The organism is Pseudonocardia sp. HH130630-07 (assembly GCF_001698125.1).
GTDB lineage: Bacteria > Actinomycetota > Actinomycetes > Mycobacteriales > Pseudonocardiaceae > Pseudonocardia.
In genome coordinates this window covers 1,119,454-1,139,488 of record NZ_CP013854.1, presented here as the reverse complement: position 1 = coordinate 1,139,488, position 20,035 = coordinate 1,119,454, and the positions used below count along the sequence as shown (strand labels likewise).

General features: G+C 77.1%; 12 protein-coding genes. 6 read left to right on the top strand and 6 right to left on the bottom strand.

From position 1 onward, the window contains the following. Positions 1–119 precede the first annotated feature (119 nt). Positions 120–9,050 (top strand): LysM peptidoglycan-binding domain-containing protein, encoded by an 8,931-nt coding sequence (locus AFB00_RS35575; RefSeq protein WP_156819393.1) that lies wholly within the window; start codon positions 120–122, stop codon positions 9,048–9,050. Positions 9,051–9,498: 448 nt separating this feature from the next. Here the strand turns inward: AFB00_RS35575 and AFB00_RS05405 are convergent, their stop codons facing one another. The 3 genes from AFB00_RS05405 to AFB00_RS05395 form a co-directional block, all read right to left on the bottom strand. Then, complete coding sequence (locus tag AFB00_RS05405) at positions 9,499–9,945, bottom strand: hypothetical protein (RefSeq protein WP_068796304.1); 447 nt, start codon at positions 9,943–9,945, stop codon at positions 9,499–9,501. A gap of 141 nt (positions 9,946–10,086) precedes the next feature. Next, on the bottom strand, positions 10,087–10,311 hold the full coding sequence (locus AFB00_RS32985; protein WP_156819392.1) for a hypothetical protein: 225 nt from the start codon (positions 10,309–10,311) through the stop codon (positions 10,087–10,089). Between the two features lie 270 nt (positions 10,312–10,581). Beyond that, positions 10,582–11,136 carry a hypothetical protein gene (locus AFB00_RS05395; protein ID WP_068796302.1) on the bottom strand — a complete coding sequence of 185 codons (555 nt, stop codon included), beginning with the start codon at positions 11,134–11,136 and terminating at the stop codon, positions 10,582–10,584. A gap of 434 nt (positions 11,137–11,570) precedes the next feature. Here AFB00_RS05395 and AFB00_RS05390 point away from each other — a divergent pair, with 434 nt between their 5' ends. The 3 genes from AFB00_RS05390 (at position 11,571) to AFB00_RS33860 (ending at position 15,264) form a co-directional block, all read left to right on the top strand. Continuing rightward, positions 11,571–14,003: a hypothetical protein gene (locus AFB00_RS05390; RefSeq protein ID WP_068796301.1), complete on the top strand. Its 2,433-nt coding sequence runs from the start codon at positions 11,571–11,573 to the stop codon at positions 14,001–14,003. Beyond that, on the top strand, positions 14,000–14,383 hold the full coding sequence (locus AFB00_RS05385; protein ID WP_068796300.1) for a hypothetical protein: 384 nt from the start codon (positions 14,000–14,002) through the stop codon (positions 14,381–14,383). Before AFB00_RS05390 ends, AFB00_RS05385 begins: the two co-directional genes overlap by 4 nt. A 272-nt stretch (positions 14,384–14,655) precedes the next feature. Continuing rightward, a complete protein-coding gene (locus AFB00_RS33860; protein WP_068796299.1) occupies positions 14,656–15,264 on the top strand; it encodes a TetR/AcrR family transcriptional regulator in 609 nt (202 codons plus the stop codon). Positions 15,265–15,268: 4 nt separating this feature from the next. Here AFB00_RS33860 and AFB00_RS05375 read toward each other — a convergent pair whose 3' ends face one another. Further along, positions 15,269–15,571 carry a helix-turn-helix domain-containing protein gene (locus AFB00_RS05375; RefSeq protein WP_068796298.1) on the bottom strand — a complete coding sequence of 101 codons (303 nt, stop codon included), beginning with the start codon at positions 15,569–15,571 and terminating at the stop codon, positions 15,269–15,271. A 129-nt stretch (positions 15,572–15,700) separates the two neighbouring features. Between AFB00_RS05375 and AFB00_RS05370 the strand changes: the two genes are divergently transcribed. After that, the gene (locus tag AFB00_RS05370) at positions 15,701–16,660 is read left to right on the top strand and encodes an MBL fold metallo-hydrolase (RefSeq protein WP_068796297.1); all 960 of its coding nucleotides are present in this window, start codon (positions 15,701–15,703) and stop codon (positions 16,658–16,660) included. Further along, entirely contained in the window at positions 16,657–18,225 is a 1,569-nt protein-coding gene (locus AFB00_RS05365) for an FAD-dependent monooxygenase (protein ID WP_068796296.1), read from the top strand. The genes AFB00_RS05370 and AFB00_RS05365 overlap by 4 nt, the downstream gene beginning before the upstream one ends. A gap of 156 nt (positions 18,226–18,381) precedes the next feature. Here the strand turns inward: AFB00_RS05365 and AFB00_RS05360 are convergent, their stop codons facing one another. Together AFB00_RS05360 and AFB00_RS05355 are read right to left on the bottom strand one after the other, a co-directional pair. Next, positions 18,382–19,044, bottom strand: a complete 663-nt coding sequence (locus AFB00_RS05360) for a TetR/AcrR family transcriptional regulator (protein WP_083275296.1) — start codon at positions 19,042–19,044, stop codon at positions 18,382–18,384. Then, positions 19,044–20,003: a MinD/ParA family ATP-binding protein gene (locus tag AFB00_RS05355; protein ID WP_068796295.1), complete on the bottom strand. Its 960-nt coding sequence runs from the start codon at positions 20,001–20,003 to the stop codon at positions 19,044–19,046. The genes AFB00_RS05360 and AFB00_RS05355 overlap by 1 nt, the downstream gene beginning before the upstream one ends. Positions 20,004–20,035: the final 32 nt, after the last annotated feature.

Genomic DNA, 20,035 nt, shown 5'->3' with positions numbered 1-20,035 from the left:
GCACCCCGGTCCGCCTATCTGGGAGACACGCCCTAGCCCAGGACGGTCGCCCGGAGACCCCGGGCGGCGGCACGGTGCGCGTCGTACGCGACGACGCACTCGATGCGCAGGCGAACCGCGTGCGCGAGACAGCAGAGCGGGTCCGCGACCTCGAGGCCCAGGCCGGACGAGGGACGCCGGACCCGGAGGACGCACGGGCGATGGACGCCCGGCGGGCACTGAACGAGGAGCTCGGGCGGGCCCGCCAGGGCCACGTCGACGCCGTGGCCCGGATGGACTGGATGCGCGGTCCCACCGCGCCCCCGAGGTTCTCGGCCGACGGCCCGACCGGTGTTCTCGTCGAGATGCCGACCGGGACGGGCTCGAACCGCGTCACCGGTCCCACCGGCCGGCCGGACCTCCCGGCCGGCGCCGCGCCGACGGGCACGGAGGCAGGGCCACCCACCGGTCACGCCGGGCCGCCGCAGGCCCCTCCCGCGGGACGTCCGTCCCCCGGCCGCTGGGCCGGCGCACGGCACCGGGCGATGACGTGGGCCACGGCCTTCGTGATGCTCACCGGCCACGTGTCCGCGGTGCCGCCGGGCAAGGCGGCCACCACCTCGACCGTCACGACCACCGCGACCCCGGCGCCCGCCAGGGCGGGAGTCACCGTGGAGCCCACGACCGCCCCGCCCCGTGCCGGTGCCACACCGGTCCGCGATGCCGGGCCCACCCGTCCGGACGTCGCCGGGCGGGGAACCGCCGGAACCGGGCCGGTGCGGGCGACGACCGACGCCCCCGCGGGAACGGCCCCGGAGCGGGTGACGGGCCCGGCCCTGGCCGGTACGGACCGGACGCCGGCGCCGGGACACGCCGTCGTGCAGGCTGATCTCCCGCCCACGGTGCAGGTGGGCGTGCCGCCGGTCCACCCGTCCCCGCCGGTCCCGCTGATGCCGTCGCGGGCCGTTCCGGTCTTCGACTACCGGCTGGCGTGGGAGTACATGTCCTTCCGGTCGCGGCTCGCGTACTCCGCGGAGCAGCGGGCGGTGCACCGGATGCAGACGGCGACGTTCGCCGGCATCCGGCCGTCCCACGTCTCCCGGGCCCGCTGGGCGCTGATGGAGCGGCTCACCCGCACCGAGCAGCAGAAGTTCCTGCCCTACGTCGTGAACGACCAGAGGCAGCCGACGTTCGTGCGGCCCGTCACCGCGTTCGGGACGACGGTCGCGCCGATGTCGGTGCAGACCTGGCAGCGGATCGTGCAGCAGGCCCCGCGCGGCGTCCGGTTCGCGAAGGGCACGAGCGCCGACCACCCGGCGGACGATGTGAAGCTCGGCTACTACGGCGGGTACGGCGTCGGCTGGATGGCCGGGCGGGTGCGTCGCGCCTGGGAGCTGGACCGGTCCACCGTCGGCTACGAGTCCCTGGCCCGCCGCAGCGCGGCGGAGCGCGCCGAGCTGGCCGACCGGCACGAGGCGGCGGCGCAGCGCGCCACCGAGCTGGAGCGTCTCGCCGATCGGGGGGCCCGGCAGACGGCGAACCTGATCGGCCGCGCGAACCGGCCGGCGTCGAAGGGGCCCGGGCGGAACCAGGAGGTGAGCCGGCGGGCCGACGTCGAGCGCGCCCAGGCGTCGATCGCGGGGCTGCGGGAGCAGGCACGCCACGCCAGGGCTGCGGCCGACGCGCTCGCCCGGGAGCTGGCCGCGAAGCCGGTCCTGCCCCGGCTGGTCGTGGCGAAGGGATACACCCAGTCGGTCCGGGTGCGGCGCACCCTGCTCGTGCTGAACGAGCTGTGGCGCGCGAACACCGACGACCGGACACGGCGCACCGTCGCGCAGCTGGCCGGCACCGTCGTCGCCGACGTCGGTTCCAGCCCGCTGGGGGTAGCCGGCCTGCCGCGGCTGTTCCGCGCCGCGTGGACGCCCGACCGCGCCTCGGCCACCGAGCAGGTGCGGGCGTGGGGCGAGCGGCACGGCACGGGCTGGGACGACGGGACCGTGACCGCTCTGGTCACCGTCCTCCGCGCGGTGCCGGGCGACACGGCCGCGCACATCGGCTCCCGGTACCGGTCCGGTCCGGACGGCGTCCGGGCGGCGACCCTGTCCCGAGACGCCGCGACGACCGCGGTGCTGACCGTCGTCGCGGCCGGTGGTGCTGCCGCCGCGGGCGTCCCGGCGCTGCTCGTGCGGCGGGCGGCCGCCGCGCACGCGCAGATGATGAGCTCGGGCGTCGGGAACCGGGGCCCGCCGGCCGGTCACCGGGCGATGCAGATGACCCGGGCCTGGGCCTGGGCGTTCACGACGACCACCGGCCTGATCTGGGTCGCCACCGTCGGGGGCCTCGGTGTGAGCGCCGCGGTCATGCTGACGGCGCCGCTGCCCGCGATCGCGGCGATGGTCGCCTTCCAGGTGCGCGGCACGCTGAACGCGGTTACGAACCTGCTGTCGTCGAACCGGTGGGTGCGGACGATCCGCACGGCCCTGGTCGTCGTCACGTTCACGGTGAACCTGCCGCTGCACGTGTTCGGCGTCCTCAACCCCGCCTCGACGTGGGAGTTCCGGGCCGGCGCCGCCGCGTTCCTGGTCGTCGACGTGACGGCGCTGCTGGCGCTGGTCCCGGCGATGCTGGGCACCTGGAAGCAGGACATGGTCCTGGACGGCCCGCGGGCGGTGAAGGTCTTCCGGGCCGCTGCGACGGCGGGCACCTGGGCGGTCGCGCTGTCCCTGGTTCCGCTGGTGATCGCGGTGTTCGGCCCGAACGCGGCGCTGGACCCGATCGTGTCGATGAACGCCACGGTGAAGTGGCTCGTCGTCGCGACGTTCGTCGGGTTCGGCGGGGAGGCGCTCTACACCCTGTGGACCGCGGCGCGCACCGCGCGCAACCCGGCCCACACGGCCCCGGCCCGGGCGACGACCGCCGTGTCGGTCGCCAGCGCGCTGGGGGTGGGCCTCTACGGGGCGCTGTACCAGCTGAACTCGCTGCCGGTGCTGATCGGGACGACGGCGTCGCTGGCCGTCGCCGGGGTGGCGTACCGGCTGCTGCACCGCTCCGGTGCGGTGCCACCGGCGCGGGACGACGGCACGCCGGGCGGTCCGGCTGCGGACGCGGGTACCCCGGCCCCGATGGCGGGGGAGGCGACCCCGAACGCGCCGCCGCGCAGCGTGGGCCGCCGGATCGGGCGGATGACCGCGCGGGTGCTGGTCACCGCCGCCGTCACCGCGACCCTGGTGCTCGGTCTCGCCGGGGACGCGTTCGGGACCTCGGGCGCCGGGAACCAGGTGTCGTACACGGTCCGCCCGGGTGACTCGCTGGAGCGGATCGCCCGCGAGCAGGACGTGCGCGGCGGCTGGACGGAGCTCTACGCGGCGAACCGCCGGACGATCGGCGCGAACCCCGACCTGATCCGGCCGGGCACGGTGCTGCGGATCCCGGGTGCCGAGCTGCGCCCGGCGCCGGGCGGGCCGCAGCGTCCGGAGCCGCCGCGGGCCGAGACCCCGGCCGAGCCGGTGTCCCCGGTCGCGCCGCAACCTCCGGCGCCGTCCGAGCCGGGACCGGCCCCGGCCCGGGGTCCGCCGTGGACGGTCGTGCTCGGCGCGGCGCTGACCGGTGCGCTGGCGGTGCTCGGCGCCGTCGGCCGGATCGGGTTCGCGCTGGGCCGGGCGGTCGCGGCGGGGCGCGACGCGGTCGGGGCGACGGCGGCCGTCGTCGGCGACGCCGCGGTCGTCGCCGGTGCCGCGGTCGGGTCCTGGCTGCGCTACTCGGTGCTGCCGCCGACCGCCCTGGTCCGGCTCGTGGCGCCGCCGCCGGTGGCGGCCGACGGCCCGACCCGGCTCTCGCGGGTCGCGGAGTCGCTGCGGCGCCTCGGCGGCGGGGTGCTCCGGGCCGGGCGGACGGTCCGTGACGGGATCGCCGACCTGGGCTGGCGGCGGGCGGTGCCGCCGGGGTCGTGGCGGACCCGGGTGACGGTGGCCGCGGCCGTCGGCACCGTCGCCGGGACGGTCGCGGCACTGGCCGGGTCGGGCGTCGTCGCGGCCGCGGGTGCGGTGCTGACGGTCGCGGCGATCACGATCGGGGCCCGCATGTGGACGCCGTTCGGGGTGGAGCACCGCTTCTACCCGACGTTCCTGAGCTACCCGCTGGTCTACCCGGTCGTCGCGCTGCCGCTGGTGCTGTCCGGGATGGCCCCGGCGGCGATCCTGTGGGCCGGGTTGTGGCTGCTCAACTGGCAGGGGCTGACCCAGCTGGTGCACCTGAAGCTGCGCAAGACCGGCGACGGGAGGCTCCCGCCGCTGTGGCAGCGCTGGCGGACGATGAAGTTCAACCGCGCCTTCACCGGGCTGCCGGTGATGTCTCCGCCGATCGGCCCGGAGTGGGGAGGCGTGTTCGGCGCCGGGCTGAAGGTCACGGCCGGCTCGCTGGGGTCGTTCACGGTGCTGGACGTCACCGAGGTCGGGCGGCCGCTGCAGACCACGACCAGCGACAACCGCAGCGTCGGGGCGGTCCCGTTCCTCCGCTACGGCCTGCAGATCTACCTCGGCCCGGTCCGGGTGGAGCTGTTCGCGCTGCACTTCGACGTGCCCGGCAACCAGGCGGTCAAGCGGTTCGACCCGCCGGCGCTGGCCGGGTGGCAGCGGTGGAACCCGTGGCTGCAGGTACGGAACTGGATCGGGGCCCGGGACCTGCGGCTGCTGAAGTGGACCGCCGGGCTGTCCCAGACCCAGTACGGCGTCGGCGTCGGCCCGCGGGAGGCGTTGCTGCCCAACATCGCGGAGTACCGGGCGGCGCTGACCAGGCAGACCTGGCAGCGCCGCGACCCGGTGGCCGGTGCGGTCTCGACGACCGAGTTCGACATGACGACGCAGGGCAGCGCGACGCTCGGCCGGTGGCTGGCCGCAGGGCCGGCCCGGATGGTCCCGCGCCGGGTGCGGACGGCGGCCGCCGCGCTGGTGCGGCGGCTGGTGCCCCGGGACATCTCCGAGCGCCACCGCGGCTACCTGGAGAGCCGGCGCCAGCGCGGCCTGGTGTATCTGGACCGGGCGATCGCGGCCCAGCAGGAGCTGACGCTGCGCCACCACGCCCGGATCGACGCGCTGTTCCGGTCGGGCGCTGCGTACTCGCCGCTCGGCGCGCTGCGGGTGGCCCGTCTCGTGCACGGCTGGGGCCGGGCCCGGGACGCGCTGGCGGTGAACCTGGGCCGGCGGGCCGCGATGCAGGAGGCCCCGGGCAGCAGGCTTGATCCGGTGGCGGTCACCTCGCCGACCACGCCGAGGTTGGTCGCGGCCGAGGAGCTGGCCGAGGGCGGCCGCCGGGCCGGGCCGCTGCCGGTCCGGGGCGGGACCGGCCGGGTCGGGTTCGACCTGGGCGCCATGGCCGGGCGCACCGACGCCGGGCACCCCGATCAGGCCACCAACCGCGACGCGATGGCCGGCGCGGTCCGGGCCTCGGACGGGCGCCGGTTCGCGGTGCTGTCCGACGAGCTGGGCGTCAGCCCGACGGCGGACACGGCGTCGGCGAGGGCGGTCGCGGTGGCGCTGGAGGCGTTGCTGGCCACCGACCCGCGGCTGCCGGTCGGGGACGCGGCGCGGACGGCGTTCGAGTCGGCCCGGGACCGGCTCCGCAAGCGGCCCGGCATGGTCACACTGCTGCTGGCCGTGGCCGACCCGGCCACCGGGCGGATCGGTGTCGCCTGGACCGGGGACACCCGTGGCTACCTGGTGCACGCCGACGGGCGGGTCGAGCAGATCACCACCGACCACACCTTCACCACGCTGGCCGCCCCGGACGGGACGACGCCGCACGAGGCCCGGATCGAGTACGTCGACCGGTGGGTCGGGCAGGGGACCCGGTTCGCGCCGTCCACGGTCACGGTCACCGCGGACGGGCCGGCGACGCTGCTGCTGAGCACCGACGAGCTGCACGACTTCTACCCCGACCGCGCCGAGCACCCGAACCGCGACGACCTCGCGACGGCCGCCGTCGGCGACCTCGGTGCGGCCGCGGACCGGATCATCGACCGGGTCCAGGGCCTGGGCAGCGGCAACAAGACGGTCGTCCTCGTCCGGGTCGGGCCGGGTACCGGGCAGGACGGGTCCCGGCCCGCGCCCGACGGTCCGGCGCGACCCGCGCCGGACGGCGCGGCACCGCAGGCGTCGCAGGCTCCGGCGCGCCCGGTGTCCGAGGGCCGGGCGGCGCCGTGGCTGCGTACCGCTGCGGCGGCCGTGCCGGTGGCCCTGCGGGCCGTCGCGGGCCGGGCCCGGGCGGCGCTGCCGCGTGCCGCCGCAGCCGTGGTGGTGCTCCTCGGCGTCGGCGCGGTCCCGGCACACGCCGGTCCGCTCGCGGTCCCGGTGCCGCCGGACCACGGACCGGGACCTCCGGCGTGGCTGGTCGGCGGGACGGTCGCCGTCCTGCTGCTGGTGTCCCACGGCCGGGTCCTGCTCCCGGGCCTGCGCGGTGCCGTGCGGGGCGTCCGGACGGCGCTGGCCGTCACGGTGCGCGGGATCGGCGACGCGGTCGCCGCGGCTGGTCGTCTCCGGTCCGGGTCCCCGGCCACCGGTGGGGCACCGCGGCTCCGTGGCGCCGTCGGCCTGCTGCTGCGTGACCTGCGGATCGGGATCCGGCTGTCGGTCGGGGCCGGGGCCCGGCTGCCGGGCGCAGTGGGCGACGCGTACTGGCTGGCCCGCTCGGCGCACCGGGTGACGCACGCCAGGACCGGGGACGACGCGGTGCGGGCGGCCGAGCGGCACCGGCGGCTGGTCGCGGCCGCCGGGATCCGGGCGGACGGTCACTGGCGGGGCCTGCTCGGCCGGGCCGCCGCGGGTGACGGCGCGACCCGGCGGGCCACCCGGGGCGCAGCGCTGCCCGGGCGGCCGGGATCGGGCCTGCGGGTCCTCGCCGGCGCGCCCGTCCTCGGCGGGATCGCGCTGGCGGGGCTCCCGGTCCTGGTGGGCGTCCTGAGCGGCTCGCTCTGGGCCGGCGCCGCGCTGGGTGCGGCGAGCGCGGCGACCCTGCGCGGCCTGGTGGCGTCGGCGCGGCGGGCCGCGGTGACGGCGCGGGTGGCGCAGCGGCACCGGACCCGGTGGCTGGCGGTGCCGCCGGCGGTCGCGGTCGCCGCGCCGGGGATCGACCCGGTGACGGTGTGGCGGCTGTTGTGGGGACTCTGGCTGCACGCACCGGCGCGCGGCCCGCTGCGCGCCGCGGACCTGGCCGGTCCGGCGGCTGCGGACGTCCCGGCCTGGTTGTCGGCGTTGTCGCCGGCCCGGGGCGCGGGACGGGAGAACGAGCTGGAGCGGGTGCTGGGCGAGCTGGCGGCGGCCGGTCTCCTGGTGGCCGACGGCGCGGGGTACCGGCCGGCGGAGCTGCTCGGTGTGACCCCGATGGACTACACCGGGGCGCTGCTGCGCAACCCGGGCGTCGTGCTCGGTTCGTCGGCCCCGGCTGAGTGGTCGGCGATGGAACTGGCCGACCTGGTCGGCGCCGGGATGCGGGACGCGGCCCGTGCGGTGGCCGTGCCCCGGGCGTGGCAGCGGCTGCCGCTGTGGCTGCGCGACGGGCACCGGCTGGCGATGCTGTTCGAGCCGTTCGGCACGGCCCGGGACACCTACCGGGCGGCGTCCGCCGAGCTCGACGGGCTGGCCGCCGGCGCGGCGCCGGAGGAGATCCGCGCCGCGCGGGAGCGGGCCGAGCGGGCCAGGTCGGCGATGGTCGCCGCCCACACCGCGGCGCAGAACGGCGCGCTGCTGGCCGGGTTCTCCGCGGCGGACACGGCCCGGGCGGTCGACGGGCGCCGCACCCCGGCTGAGCGGCTGCGCCAGGTCCGGGCCGACCGGGCCGAGCGGGCGGCGTTGCGGCGCGCGGTCGCCGATGCGGTCCTCGCCCGGGCCGACACCTGGCCCGGTGGCGCGGGGCGGGAGCAGACGGAGCGGGACCTGACCGCGGCGCTGGACGCCGCGCTGGACGCCGGGGTCGCACCGGCGCTGAGGGACGGCCTGGGCTGGGAGCGGGTACTCGCCGCGGGCCGCGACGCCGCTCTGGGGGAGGTGCTGGCGGCCGGGAAGCAGCTCGGTGTCGGTCGTCCGGTGTGGCGCCGCGGCGGTCTGGTCGCCGACGGTCCGGACGGGCTGCGGGTCCGGGTCACGGCGGCCGACCTGCGCGAGCAGGTGGCGGTGATCGACGGGCGGGTCGCGGCCGGTGCGCCGGCGGAGCAGGTGCGGGCCGAGGTCGTGGCCTGGTGGGGGGCGCACCTGGGCCTGGCCCGCGGGCAGGCGGCGGCCGGGGTGCTGGACGCGCTCGGCGTGCTGCACGTGCAGGGCGATGCCCGGGCAGCCGCGGCCGTCGCCGTCGCGGACCTGGTGCTGGCCGCCAACGGGGGCCTCGACGCGCTGACCGGAGTGGAGCTCACCGGCGCCGGGGCCGGGGTGGTGGGCGAGGTACTGGCGAGCGGCCCGGTCACCGGGGAGCTGCTGGGCCGGGCGGCCCTGCACCGCGATCTCGACGCGGTGGCCGGGGAGATCACGGACGCGGTGGACGGCGACCGGCCGGGCGCGGTCGCCGAGCTGACCCGCACGTTCACGGCGATGCACGATGAGCTCACCCACCGGGCCGGGGTGAAGCGGGACGCGGTCCGTGCGGTGGCGACCGAGATCGACGACCTGGTCGCCGCCGCCCGTACCGCGCGTGAGCGCACCGACCGCCACGCCGCCGAGCGTCGCCGCGCCGCCAGGGCCGGGGTGGTCGAGGCGGGCGAGCGGCGGGCCCGGCTGGAGCGGGCCGAGCGGGCCTACCGGGCCGCGGCCGAGAAGGCCGAGGATGCCCGGGCCGCGCTGGAGGCGCTCGGGATCGGCCTGCGGGCGGTGGAACCGACCCCGCCGCAGGCCGGCGACGCAGCGGCGCGGGCCGTGGCCGCGGTCCGGGCGCTGGACGTGGCGCTGGCCGACACCGTGCCGCGCTGCCGGCCGGGGTGCCCACCGACGCGTTGCCGGGGCTGGCCGGGTTGCGGGCCACGGTCGCGGATCTGCTGGCCGAGTCCGGTGCGGCGGTGCGGCTGTCCGGGCAGGATCTCGACGACCTGGTGACCGCGCGGTGGCGTTCGGCCGTCGGCGCGGAGGGCCTGGTGCTGGGTGTGGGCGGCGGTGTCGAGCTGTCGCTGCGGTGGGTGCCGGGGCGCAGCGTCGAGGTGGTCGAGGTGACCGAGCAGGCCTCGCAGCTGATACTGGGGGACCTGACCCAGGCCGGCGGGTCGGTGACCGCGACCGTCGCCCGCACCCTGTCCGGGAACGTCGGCGGCGCGGCCGGGGCGCTCGGGCTGGGTGCGACCGCGGGCCGCACCGAGTCGCTGGCCGGCGGCGCGGCCGGGTTCATGGTCGGTGGCGGCGTCGTCGACAACCGGGGCACGTCGGTGCTGGTGGAGACGAGCGGGCACTGGGAGGCGGCCGTACGGCGCGCGGACCGGGGTCCGGCGTGGTCGCAGGCCGTGCGGGTGGACACCGGTGGGGCGGTGGTGCGGTCCTGGATCCCGCACACCTACGAGGCCCGCGGCCCGCCGCAGCGGATCCGTGGCCCCCGCACGCAGGAGACGCTGCCGCTGGCGGCGCCGATCTGGGCCGACGGGCTGCAGGCGCTCACCGACCGGGTCGCCGAGCAGCTGGGCCGCCACGGCGGGATCGGGACCACCACCCGCGAGCAGCTGCGCACGCTGCTGGTCGGCGGCTCGCCGTCGCGGCTGCCGACGCTGCTCGACGCCCCGGAGGGCTGGCAGCCCGTGCTGTCCAACGACCGGGGCCGCCCGCTGGCCGTGCTGACGGTGCGCGCGACGCTGGGGTCGAGCCGGGCGTTCGGCACGCGCAGCACGAAGGAGCATCTCGAGGACCTGCACGTGGCGTTCTCGAAGGCGTCCGGGTCCTGGTCGTCCGGGCGCAGCCTGGGCGGGGAGGTCTCCGGCTGGGTGCCTGCCGCGCTGCGGTGGGTCATCGCGCGGCTCGGGGCCGAGGCGGGCGGCGTCCTGGGCGGATCCCGGTCGTGGTCGGTGGGGGCGAACGCCGGTGGCGACGCGATCCACCCGGGTGTGCACCGCTACTCCGGTTACACCCAGGCCCAGCTGCTCGGCCTGCGCTACAGCGTCGCGATCACCTGGCTGGACCGGACAGCCGCAACCCCGGACCCGGTCACCGGCGACGTCACGATGCTGGTCCGGATGCCGGAGGCGGCCGCCTTCCACCACGGCATGGAGGTCGACACCACGGCGGTGCGCCGGGACCGGGCCGGTGGGCCGGTGCTGCGCGAGCAGTTCGGCCGCAGTGCCCCGCCCGGACGGCGGGCCGTGCAGCCGTCGTTCATCGGGACCGGGATCGGGCAGGTCCGCGGGGTCGGGCACGGCCTGGTCCGGGACCTGACCGGGGCCGCGGAGCTGCGGGCCCGGGTGACCGCGCAGCTGCGTGCCGAGGGCCTGCTGCCCGCCGCGGCGCACAACCGGTGGACGGCCGACCGCGACGAGCTGGCCGTGCAGTGGGCGAATGCCACCGAGGTCGCCGAGCAGCTGACCGACGAGCGGATCGCGGGCAGCCTGGACCAGGCCGCCCAGCAGGGCATCGTCATCTCGTTGCGCCGCTACCGCCGGCTGCAGGGCCCCGAGCACGTCACGCTGCGGGTGCGGGTCGACGCCGACTGGGACCGGATGCGCTGGCTGGGCCACTCGACGCGGTGGACGCTGGTCGGGCTCGACATCGGGTCCAACACCTCGGGGCGTTCCCGCGGCGGGTCACGCTCGGCGCGGGTAGGCGTCTCGGCGTCGTGGAAGCTGAACGCGGGACGGCTGTCCGGGATCACCGTCGGCGCCGGGGGGTCACGGGGCCGCAGCTGGGGCATCTCGATCGCGGACACGGTCAACCAGGTCCCCCTGGTGGAGTCCACGACGACGACCGCGGCGTTCGCGCTGACCCACCGGGTCGTCGTCGAACGCCTCGGGCGGGGCGGCACCGCGACCCCGCTGGCGTCGGCCCCGGGGCGGGCCACGGTGTACCTGCCCAGCGACTGGCTGCCCGCCGCCGACCCGGCCGGTGGTGTGGCCGGCGGGGCCGCGCAGGCGGTGCCCGAGGTGGTGCGCCAGCGGATGACCCCGCTCGCGCTGGAGACCGGTGACCTCGACGCGGTCGCCGCCGCCACGCTGGGCCGCGCGCACGATCCGGACTCCCCGGCCGGGCAGCACCTGCGGGAGCTCCTCGGGGTCGAGGGCGTCCGTTCCCACCTCGGCCAGCTGCTCGAGGAGGACTACCGCACCGCGGTCGCGGTCCGCGAGCGCGGCTTGCGCCACCGCCGGACCTCGGTGCAGCTGTCCGCCGGGCTCGGCGGGGCCCGGTTCGCCGGGGTGTCCGCGCTGGTCACCGGCGACATCAACCTGACGCTGGCCAGCCGCGGCAGCCAAGGCCGCGACCTCGGGCTCCGGCTCGGTCAACGGCGGGCTCACCATCGGCCCGGCCGGCCCGAACGGGTCGCGCTCGGTCGACGGCGGCCGGAACCGGTCCTGGCTGAGCATCTGGGGCCGCGAGCGGCTCACCATCGAGACCGGGCTGCACTACCTCTACACCGCGCCGCTGGACATGGGCCTCGCCGTCGGCGGCGGCGCCCCCGCCGCGGTGCACGGCGCCCGGGTGGTGTTCGCGCTGCCCGAGCGCACCGCCATCGACCTCTACGGCCGCGGCGACTGGGACCTGCCCGCCGCGCAGGTCCACGACGTCGTCGTCCGGTTCGCCCACGGCGACCTCGCGATCGACGACGCCCTGGTGCACCGCCTGCTCGACCGCTACCTCCGAACGGGCGGCGGACTCGCCGCCGGGACCCGGGACGCGGTGAGCACCCGCCTGGGCGAACTCTCCGGCGACGCGCGGGCGCTGCCGCACCACGATCTGGACGGACGGATCCGGGCCGGTCTCGCCCGTGTCGCGCAGGAGGTCCGGGTGAGCCTCGCCGAGCCCTTCGCGACCCGGCTGGGCCAGTCGTCGATCGAGACCGCGACGCTACGCACCCCGGCCGGGGCCCCGGCCCGGCTGTTCGCCCAGGTCCGCGACGCCGTCGCCGCGCAGCTGCCGCCCGGCACCCTGGCCCACGACCCGCTGCTGTGGCAGCAGCTGTGGAAGAACCTGGCCGGCAAGCGCTGGTGGGGCAAGCTCGACGCCATGCTGGACCGCGACGGGTTCAGCCTGCAGGCCACGGTCCGGATCCCCGAGATCGGCCCGGGCGGCGTCGCGGTGCCGGGCGCGGACCGCCTCCGCCGCATCGAGGTGTGGATCACCGCCCGGCTCGTCGACGACGCCCGCCTGCTCGACTCGACCACCGCCGCCGGGCAGATCAACCAGGACTACGGCTACCTGCAGCACGACCGGAGCGGATCGTGGTCGCGCACCACGGGCGGCGGCACCACCGTGGATCTCGCGCCGGGGGACGGCGGCGCCGGGCTCGTCCCGTCGGTGTCCACCGACCACAGCCGGGGCGCCACCGGCGGAATCAGCACCCAGCGGACCCGCCTCGACGGCACCGCGTCGTTCGGCGGATCCGACCGGATCGCCCAGGGCGTGCGGATCACCGTCACCGCCCGGGCCGGTGGCGGGCTGCTCGACCGCGGCACCGCCGCCCCCACCCGCGTCGTGCTCGACGGCAGCCTGGTCCGCCTCGTCCCCGCCGGGATCGCCACACCCGTCCCCGCCGGTGACCGGGTCGCGGGCACGCAGGCCCGGTCCGACGGCGACGGCCCGGCCGACCCGCGCCCGCTGGTCCTGCCGCGCGTCTACAGCGCCGAGGCGGTCGAGGCCCCCGGCCTGGTCGACACCGTCGTCGACGCGCTCGCCGCCCGCGGCATGCTGGGCCGCACCCGCGCCGAGGACCACCGCGCCGACCTGGAGCACGTGTTCGCCGCGAACGCGCTCACCGCCTTCCTGCGCGACATGCTCACCGGAGAGGGACACCTGTTCCACCGGATCCCGGCCGGCGGGCGCACCGTGGTCGACGTCGTGGTGCGCGCCGACCTGTACGGCGCACAGCGGCTGCTCCGCGGCTGGGACCTCGACAAGCGCACCGTGCGCCGGTTCCAGGAGCAGACCACCACCGGCACCTCCGACGCCCGCATGGCCCCGGTCGGCCGCGGCGCGACGCTGGCCGGGGAACCCGGATCGATCGGGCTCTCCGGCGGTGACCAGTCCGGGCACCGGGGGGCCGCGGTCGCCGGGACCCGCGCCGAGACGACCCTGATCCTCGCCGGGAAGGGCGGCACCGCCCGCACGGAGCTGGGCCTGGTCGTCGAGCTCCGCCGCGGCACGCTCACCGGGTACCGCGACGAGCCGGCGGTGCGGCGCACCGTCACCGCCCGGGACCGGGGCACCGCGTACCTGACCCTGTTCGACGGCGACCTCACCGCAGCCCTCGCCGCCCAGGAGACCCCGGCCCGCGACGACGGCGGTTGGCGGCTGCGCACCGGCCACGGCCACGCCTCGCCGTTCGCCCCCCACCCCGCCGGCCCCGGCCCGGGCGCACCGGGCACGGCCGGGCAGCTCACCGACGCACGGCGGGCCGCGATCGGGTCCGGGCGCCCGGTCGTCGTCGAGCTGCCCGGGGGTGGCCGGGCGCGGGCCGGCCCCGACGGTGCCCTGCACGGCGTCCGCGACGGCGGGTACGCCGCAGCTCTGGCGAGCCTGCCCCCCGAACTGCTCGCCGCCGCCGCGCACCACCTTCCCGATCTGCGCCGGCTGCACGCGGCGGGCAGGGGGCCGTTCGCCGCGGTCGTCCGGGACGCGCTGGCCCGGCGCGGCCTACCGGTCGCTCTCGACCCGGCCGGTCCCGCCCCGGCACCGGCCGGCCCCGGCGACGGGCCGCCCGCGGTCGAGGCGAGCACCGGCTACTCCTCGGTCAGCAGCGGCCCGGTCTCGCTGCGCCCGTTGACCCGCGCGGAGCACGAGGTGCTGATCACCGGGCCGAGCGGACCCGGGACCTCGGACCCCCGATCGGCGCGGAGCTGCCCGGCGTCCCCGCCGGATCGATGACGGTCCTCCCCGCGGAGCAGCTGGTCGCCGCGGGCGTCCCGGCCGCGCTGCTCGACGAGGTCGTCGCGCACACCCACGACGGCCGGACCGTGCTGACCGCGCAGATGCTCACCGAGATCACCCGGCTGCTCCGCCGGCGGCGGCTCGACCCGTCGTGGCCGGGCCGGGTGCTCGGCCACGAGCACCGGTTCCACCGCCCGGCCGCGCCGCGCGGCCTCCCGCGCCCCCACGACGCCGCCGCGCACGACCGCGACGCCGCCGCACTGGCATCCGAACTGCTCGACGCCCGTACCCCCGTCTCGACCGGCCCGCCGTCCGCTCCCCGCTCACGGGTCCGGTCCGCGCTCACCCGATCCCGTGAGCGTGCCAGGATCCGGTGAGCGCGTACGGGGCGGCCGGACGGGCGCCGCGCCTGCCCGTCGACGCCGTCGCCGTCGCGGTGACCGTGTCCGTTTCCGGTACTGGTGTACGGTTGCACCCGCTGCATGTTTGACCCTGCAAAAATTGTGCACGGCGGAACCGGGAGGGCGGCGGTAGCGTTGTCGGCCAGTAGTACGGGCCCCGGCATCCCGGGCGCGGGCCGGTGACGGCGGACCCGGCGGCCGCCGGCGTCGCCCGCAGCCGTGCGTCCGCCGAACCCGTGGGAGGTCCAGTGACGGAGCTGGGGCGCCGGGAACGCAAGAAGCTGGCGACCCGCCAGGCCCTGATCGACGCCGCGGTGGACCTGTTCACCGAGCGGGGTTTCGACGGCACCACGGTCGCCCAGATCGCCGAGCGGGCCGATCTCAGCGCGCGCACGTTCTTCCTGCACTTCGCCACGAAGGAAGACGTCCTGATGGGCGGGAGCATCGACCGGGTCGACCTGGTGCTCGGCGTGCTGCACGCCGCGCAGCCCGGGGAACGGGCCGTCGACGTGCTCGCCCGCGCGCTGCACTCCATGATCGACGACTTCCCGCCCCGGGAGGCCGAGCTGACCTGGCTGCGGCTGCGCCTGGGTGCGGTGAACCCCACCTTCCAGGCCGGGGTGTTCCGGCGCCGCCACGAGGCCGAGGTCGAGTACACCCGGGCGCTGCTCGAACGCTTCGGCGACGAGTTCGACGAGCTGGGCGCCGCCGCCACCGTCTCCGCGGCCATGGGTGCGACCTACGCGGCTGCGGTGACCGCGATCCGCCGCAACGACGCTCCGGAGGGGGTGCGGGCCGCGATGCACCGCGCCGTCGACATCGCGCTGCACGGCACCGGCACCCTGCCGGCGCGGTGACCGCTCAGGCCCGGGGCACCTGCAGCCCGTAGAGGTCGAGCAGGGCGTTCCCGCGCGGGGTGCGTTGCACCCAGATCCGGCGGCCGTCCCGGCGGCGCCGGACCAGGCCCGCGGACTCCAGGGCGTTGACCTGGTGGGTCGCGGCCGCCGGCACGCTGTGCAGCAGCCCGGCGATGTCGGCCATCGACCGCTCGACGGCGACGGCGGCGAGCAGCCGCGCACGGGCCGGTGTCAGCAGGGCCTCCAGACCGCTGCGGTCGGTGCGGTCGGTGCTGTGGGTGGCGCTGTGGGCGGTGCTGTGGTGCATCGGCTCCTCCGATCCCGGGACCGGGAAAGTATGCAGTCACTGCAGTTATGCAGTAAATGTGGCGTACGCCTCGGAGTACCGTGCGGGGTGGCCCCGCCCGCCGCAGTGCGCACGTCCGGAGGAACCGTCATGGCCAAGCCGTTCGCCTCGTCCGCCGACACCGCGGCCAAGGAACAGACCCTCGAGGTGCTGGCCGACGGCGTGTACGCGCTGACCGCCGAGGGGGATCCGAACGTCGGCGCGATCAAGGGCGAGGACTTCCTGGTCTGCATCGAGGCGCTCGCGACGCCGGTCGCCGCCCGCCGCTGGCTCGAACGCCTGCGCCGGCACACCGACAAGCCGGTCCGCTACCTGGTGCTCTCGCACTACCACGCCGTCCGGGTGCTGGGGGCCGCCGCGTTCGACGCGCAGACCGTCGTCGCCCACGAGAACACCGCGGCGCTGATCGCCGAGCGCGGTGAGCAGGACTGGGCCTCGGAGTTCGCCCGGATGCCCCGCCTCGCCGAGGACGCCGCCTCCGTGCCCGGGCTGACCCGGCCCACACTGACCTTCGCCGACCGGATGACCATCGACCTCGGCGGCGACCGCGGCGAGCTGGTGCTGGCCCACCACGGCCGCGGGCACACCGAGGGCGACCTCACCGCCTGGCTGCCCCGGCAGCGGATCCTGTTCGCCGGCGACCTCGTCGAGGCCAGGGCCGCCCTCTACACCGGGGACGCGTTCCACCGCGAGTGGTCCACCAGCACCCTGGACGCGGTCGCCGCCCTCGGCGCGGAGCAGCTGGTCGGCGGCCGCGGCGCGGTCAGCCGGGGGCGGGCCGAGGTCGACGCCGCCATCGCCCAGACCCGGCACTTCCTGCACGTCATGCTGGAGGAGGTCGGGGCGGTGCACCGGCGCGGCGGCACCCTCGCCGAGGCCTTCGCCGCGACGCACGCCGCCCTGGTCGACGACTACGGCCACTGGCCGATCTTCGAGCACTGCCTGCCGTTCGACGTCTCCCGGCTCTTCGACGAGCTGTCCGGGATCGAGCGGCCGGTGATCTGGACCGCCGAACGGGACCGCGCGGTCTGGGACCAGCTGCAGGGATGAGCGAGCCGGTCATCGTCGTCGGGGCGGGCCCGGTCGGGCAGACGACCGCGCTGCTGCTGGCCCGCCGGGGCGTGCCGTCGGTGCTGCTCGACCGGCGCCCGCGCCGCGACGCCGCCGGGTCGAAGGCGATCTGCCAGCACCGCGACGTGCTCGACGTCTGGGCCGCGGTCGGCGCCGGGCACCGGATCGCCGGCGAGGGTGTCACCTGGACGACGGCGCGCACCTTCCACCGCGACGCCGAGCTGTTCGCCGAGACCCTCGACGAGCCCGGCCGGCCGGCGTTCCCGCCGTTCGTCAACATCTCCCAGAGCCGGACCGAGCAGATCCTCGACGAGTGTCTCGCCGAGACCCCGCTGGTCCGGGTGCGGTGGGGGCACGAGGTCACCGGGATCTCCCAGGACGACGCCGGGGTCACGGTGGCCGTCGCCGGCGGCGCCCCGGTCCGCGGCTCGTACCTGGTGCTGTGCTCCGGCGCCCGCAGCGAGGTGCTGCGCGCCGGGCTCGGGATCTCCTTCGGGGGCAGGTCCTTCGACGACCGCTTCCTGATCTGCGACGTCCGCGCCGACCTGCCCGGATGGGCCACCGAGCGCCGGTTCCACTTCGACCCGTCGTTCAACCCGGGCCGTCAGGTGCTGATCCACCCCTGCCCGGACTCGACCTACCGGATCGACTGGCAGGTCCCGGCGGACTACGACCTGGCCGCCGAGGCCGCGAGCGGTGCCCTGGAGCGGCGGATCCGGCAGGTTGTCGGCGACGTCGGCCACGAGCTCGTCTGGTCCTCGGTCTACCGGTTCCACTCCCGGCTCGCCGACCGGATGCGCCGCGGCCGGGTCCTGCTCGCCGGCGACGCCGCGCACCTGCTGTCGCCGTTCGGGGCCCGCGGGCTGAACTCCGGTGTCGCCGACGCGGAGAACGCCGCCTGGAAGATCGCCCTGGTCGCCGGCGGTCACGCCTCCGAGGCGCTGCTGGAGAGCTATCACGACGAGCGGCACGCCGCGGCCCGGGAGAACCTCGCCGTCACCACGGCGACGATGGACTTCCTGCTCCCCCCGGACGACGCCGCGGCCCGCACCCGGCACGAGATCCTGACCCGGGCCGCCGCCGACCCGGCCGCCCGTGCCCTGGTCGACTCGGGGCGGCTGAGCGAACCGTTCTGGTACGTCGACTCCCCGCTGACCACGCCGTGCCCGGACCGCCCCTTCGCCGGACGCCCGTCCCGCGGCCGGGTGCCGCCGCCCGGCCCGGGCATCCTGGTCCCGGACGCCCCGGTGCTCACCCCGGCCGGCCCCCGGCGGCTGCGCGAGCTGGCCCGCGACGGGTTCCTGCTGCTCGTCGCCGGGCCCGGCCCCGGCGCCCGGTCCGCCGCGGCGGCCGAGCCCGCCCCGGTGCGGGTGCTCGACCTCGGCCCCGCCGACCCCGACGGCACGCTCACCCGCACGCTCGGTGCGCGGCCCGGTGAGGTCTGGGTCGTCCGCCCGGACGCGCACGTCGCCGCGGTGCTGGACCGCCCCGGCCCGGCCGAGGTGACGGCCGCGCTCGCCCGCGCCGTCGCCCGCCCGGTCTGACCCGCCCCCGGCCGCGCCCCACCCGCGTCGCCGGACCTCGCAGACGCATCGTCGACGTCGCAGCCTCTGCGGTTGCTGCGACGTCGCCGCACGCGCTGCGAGGACACCGGGGCGGGGTTGTGCGGGGCGGGGCGGGAGGTGGTCCGCGGTCCGTGGTCAGTGCTGGCGTGGCACTGTGCGTGCCCGGCCCCAGAGGACGACGTCGACGGCCCGGCGCATCGCCTCCCGCACCTGTTCGGGCGGCTCGTTGCGGCGCAGGGTCAGGTGCGCGGCCGAGCGGATCGCCGCCATCACGGCCGCGACGGTCGCCCCGGCCCCGATCCGGTCGAACTCCTGCGGGAAGTGCTCGGTCAGGGTGGCGGCGTAGCGGGCCTCGGCGACGTTGTGCCGCTGGGCCATGCTGGTGCGGAACGCCGGGCTGGTCGCCGACAGGCGCAGCCGCATCAGGGCCAGCTGCACCTCCTGCGGCGGGTAGTCGTCGATCATCGTGTGCAGGGCGCGGGAGAAGACCTCGACGGCGTTCTCGCCCGGCTCGGGCGTGCGCAGGATGTGGGTCACCAGCTCGACCCGGGCGTCGTCCCCGCCGGTCAGCACGGCTTCCTTGGACGGGAAGTGCAGGAAGAACGTGCGCGTGCTGACGTCGGCCAGCTCGGCGATCCGGGCGATCGTCGCGTCCTCGAAGCCGTGCCGGGCGAACAGCTCCATGGCCGCGTCGAGCAGGGCCTGACGGGTCGCGAGCTTCCCGCGCTCACGCATGTCGGTGCTACGGGCGGCGGTGGGGTGCAGCGCGACCGTGTCGCGGCGGACGGGGGTCTCCACTACCGGGCCGGGAAGTCGTCCGAGACGCTCGCCGCGACGCGCAGGAACGCGTCCCGGGTCGGCTCGCGCATGGACTCGAGGTCGATCCGGCCCCCGGCGGCCAGGTGCGGGTCGGCGGGGATGGAGTGCACGGCGCGGCAGCGCTGGGCGAAGTGGTCGTGGATCCGGTCGATGTCGACCTCGTCGCTGACCCGGTCGTGGGACAGCACGACGACGGCGTTCTCGGCGTGCCGGCGGTAGCCGTGCGCGGCCATCCAGTCCAGGGTCTTCCCGGCGCGGCTGGCCCCGTCCACGGTCGGTGCCCCCACGACGACGATGCTGTCGGCCAGTTCGAGGGTCCCCTCCATCGCCGAGTGCACCAATCCGGTCCCGGAGTCGGTGAGCAGCAGGTTGCAGAACCGGGAGAGCACCGTGCAGATGCGGGTGTACTCGTCGCGGTTGAACGCCTCGCTCATCGCCGGGTCCTGGTCGCTGGCGAGCACCTGCAGCCGCCCGGCGAGGCTGGTGAACCGGCTCATCTCGGTGAGGGAGTCGATGTCGTCGATCTTCTCCAGCATCTGCCGCACGGTGATGCCGGTCTCGCCGGTCAGCCGGTCGGCCAGCGTCCCGGCGTCGGGGTTCGCGTCGAGCGCGACGACCCGGTCCCCGCGGTGCTCGGCCAGGGTCAGGCCCAGGCAGGCGGTGACGGTGGTCTTGCCGACGCCGCCCTTGATCGAGGTGACCGCGACCCGGTGCGCGCCGGGCAGCTGGCGGCGGATCCGGCGCAGCAGCGCGTTGTGCTCGGCCTCGTTCTCGCTGATCCCGGGGTTGTAGCGACCACCGGACATCTCGTAGACCCGGCGCCGCCAGCCCCGGCGGGGGCGTTCGGCCGTGCGCCGCATGAGCGCGTCGTGGGTGATCTCGTCGGCCGGGGTCGCCCCGGGGGCGTGCGGCGACGGTCGTCGGTCTGGAGCCGTCATCGGGCCCTCTCCGTTCCGGGTTCGCGATGGGG

What these genes read in the sequence shown, in the direction of transcription:
- AFB00_RS05405 (WP_068796304.1), bottom strand. Translation starts at nt 9,945, where the DNA reads ATGACCCACCGCAGCGCGGCAGGCACCCAGCCGGAGACCTCCCCGCCC.
- AFB00_RS05390 (WP_068796301.1), top strand. Translation starts at nt 11,571, where the DNA reads ATGGGCCTCGCCGTCGGCGGCGGCGCCCCCGCCGCGGTGCACGGCGCC.
- AFB00_RS05370 (WP_068796297.1), top strand. Translation starts at nt 15,701, where the DNA reads ATGGCCAAGCCGTTCGCCTCGTCCGCCGACACCGCGGCCAAGGAACAG.
- AFB00_RS05385 (WP_068796300.1), top strand. Translation starts at nt 14,000, where the DNA reads ATGACGGTCCTCCCCGCGGAGCAGCTGGTCGCCGCGGGCGTCCCGGCC.
- AFB00_RS05375 (WP_068796298.1), bottom strand. Translation starts at nt 15,571, where the DNA reads ATGCACCACAGCACCGCCCACAGCGCCACCCACAGCACCGACCGCACC.
- AFB00_RS05365 (WP_068796296.1), top strand. Translation starts at nt 16,657, where the DNA reads ATGAGCGAGCCGGTCATCGTCGTCGGGGCGGGCCCGGTCGGGCAGACG.
- AFB00_RS05355 (WP_068796295.1), bottom strand. Translation starts at nt 20,003, where the DNA reads ATGACGGCTCCAGACCGACGACCGTCGCCGCACGCCCCCGGGGCGACC.
- AFB00_RS32985 (WP_156819392.1), bottom strand. Translation starts at nt 10,311, where the DNA reads ATGAACGACGGCTGCACGGCCCGCCGTCCGGGCGGGGCACTGCGGCCG.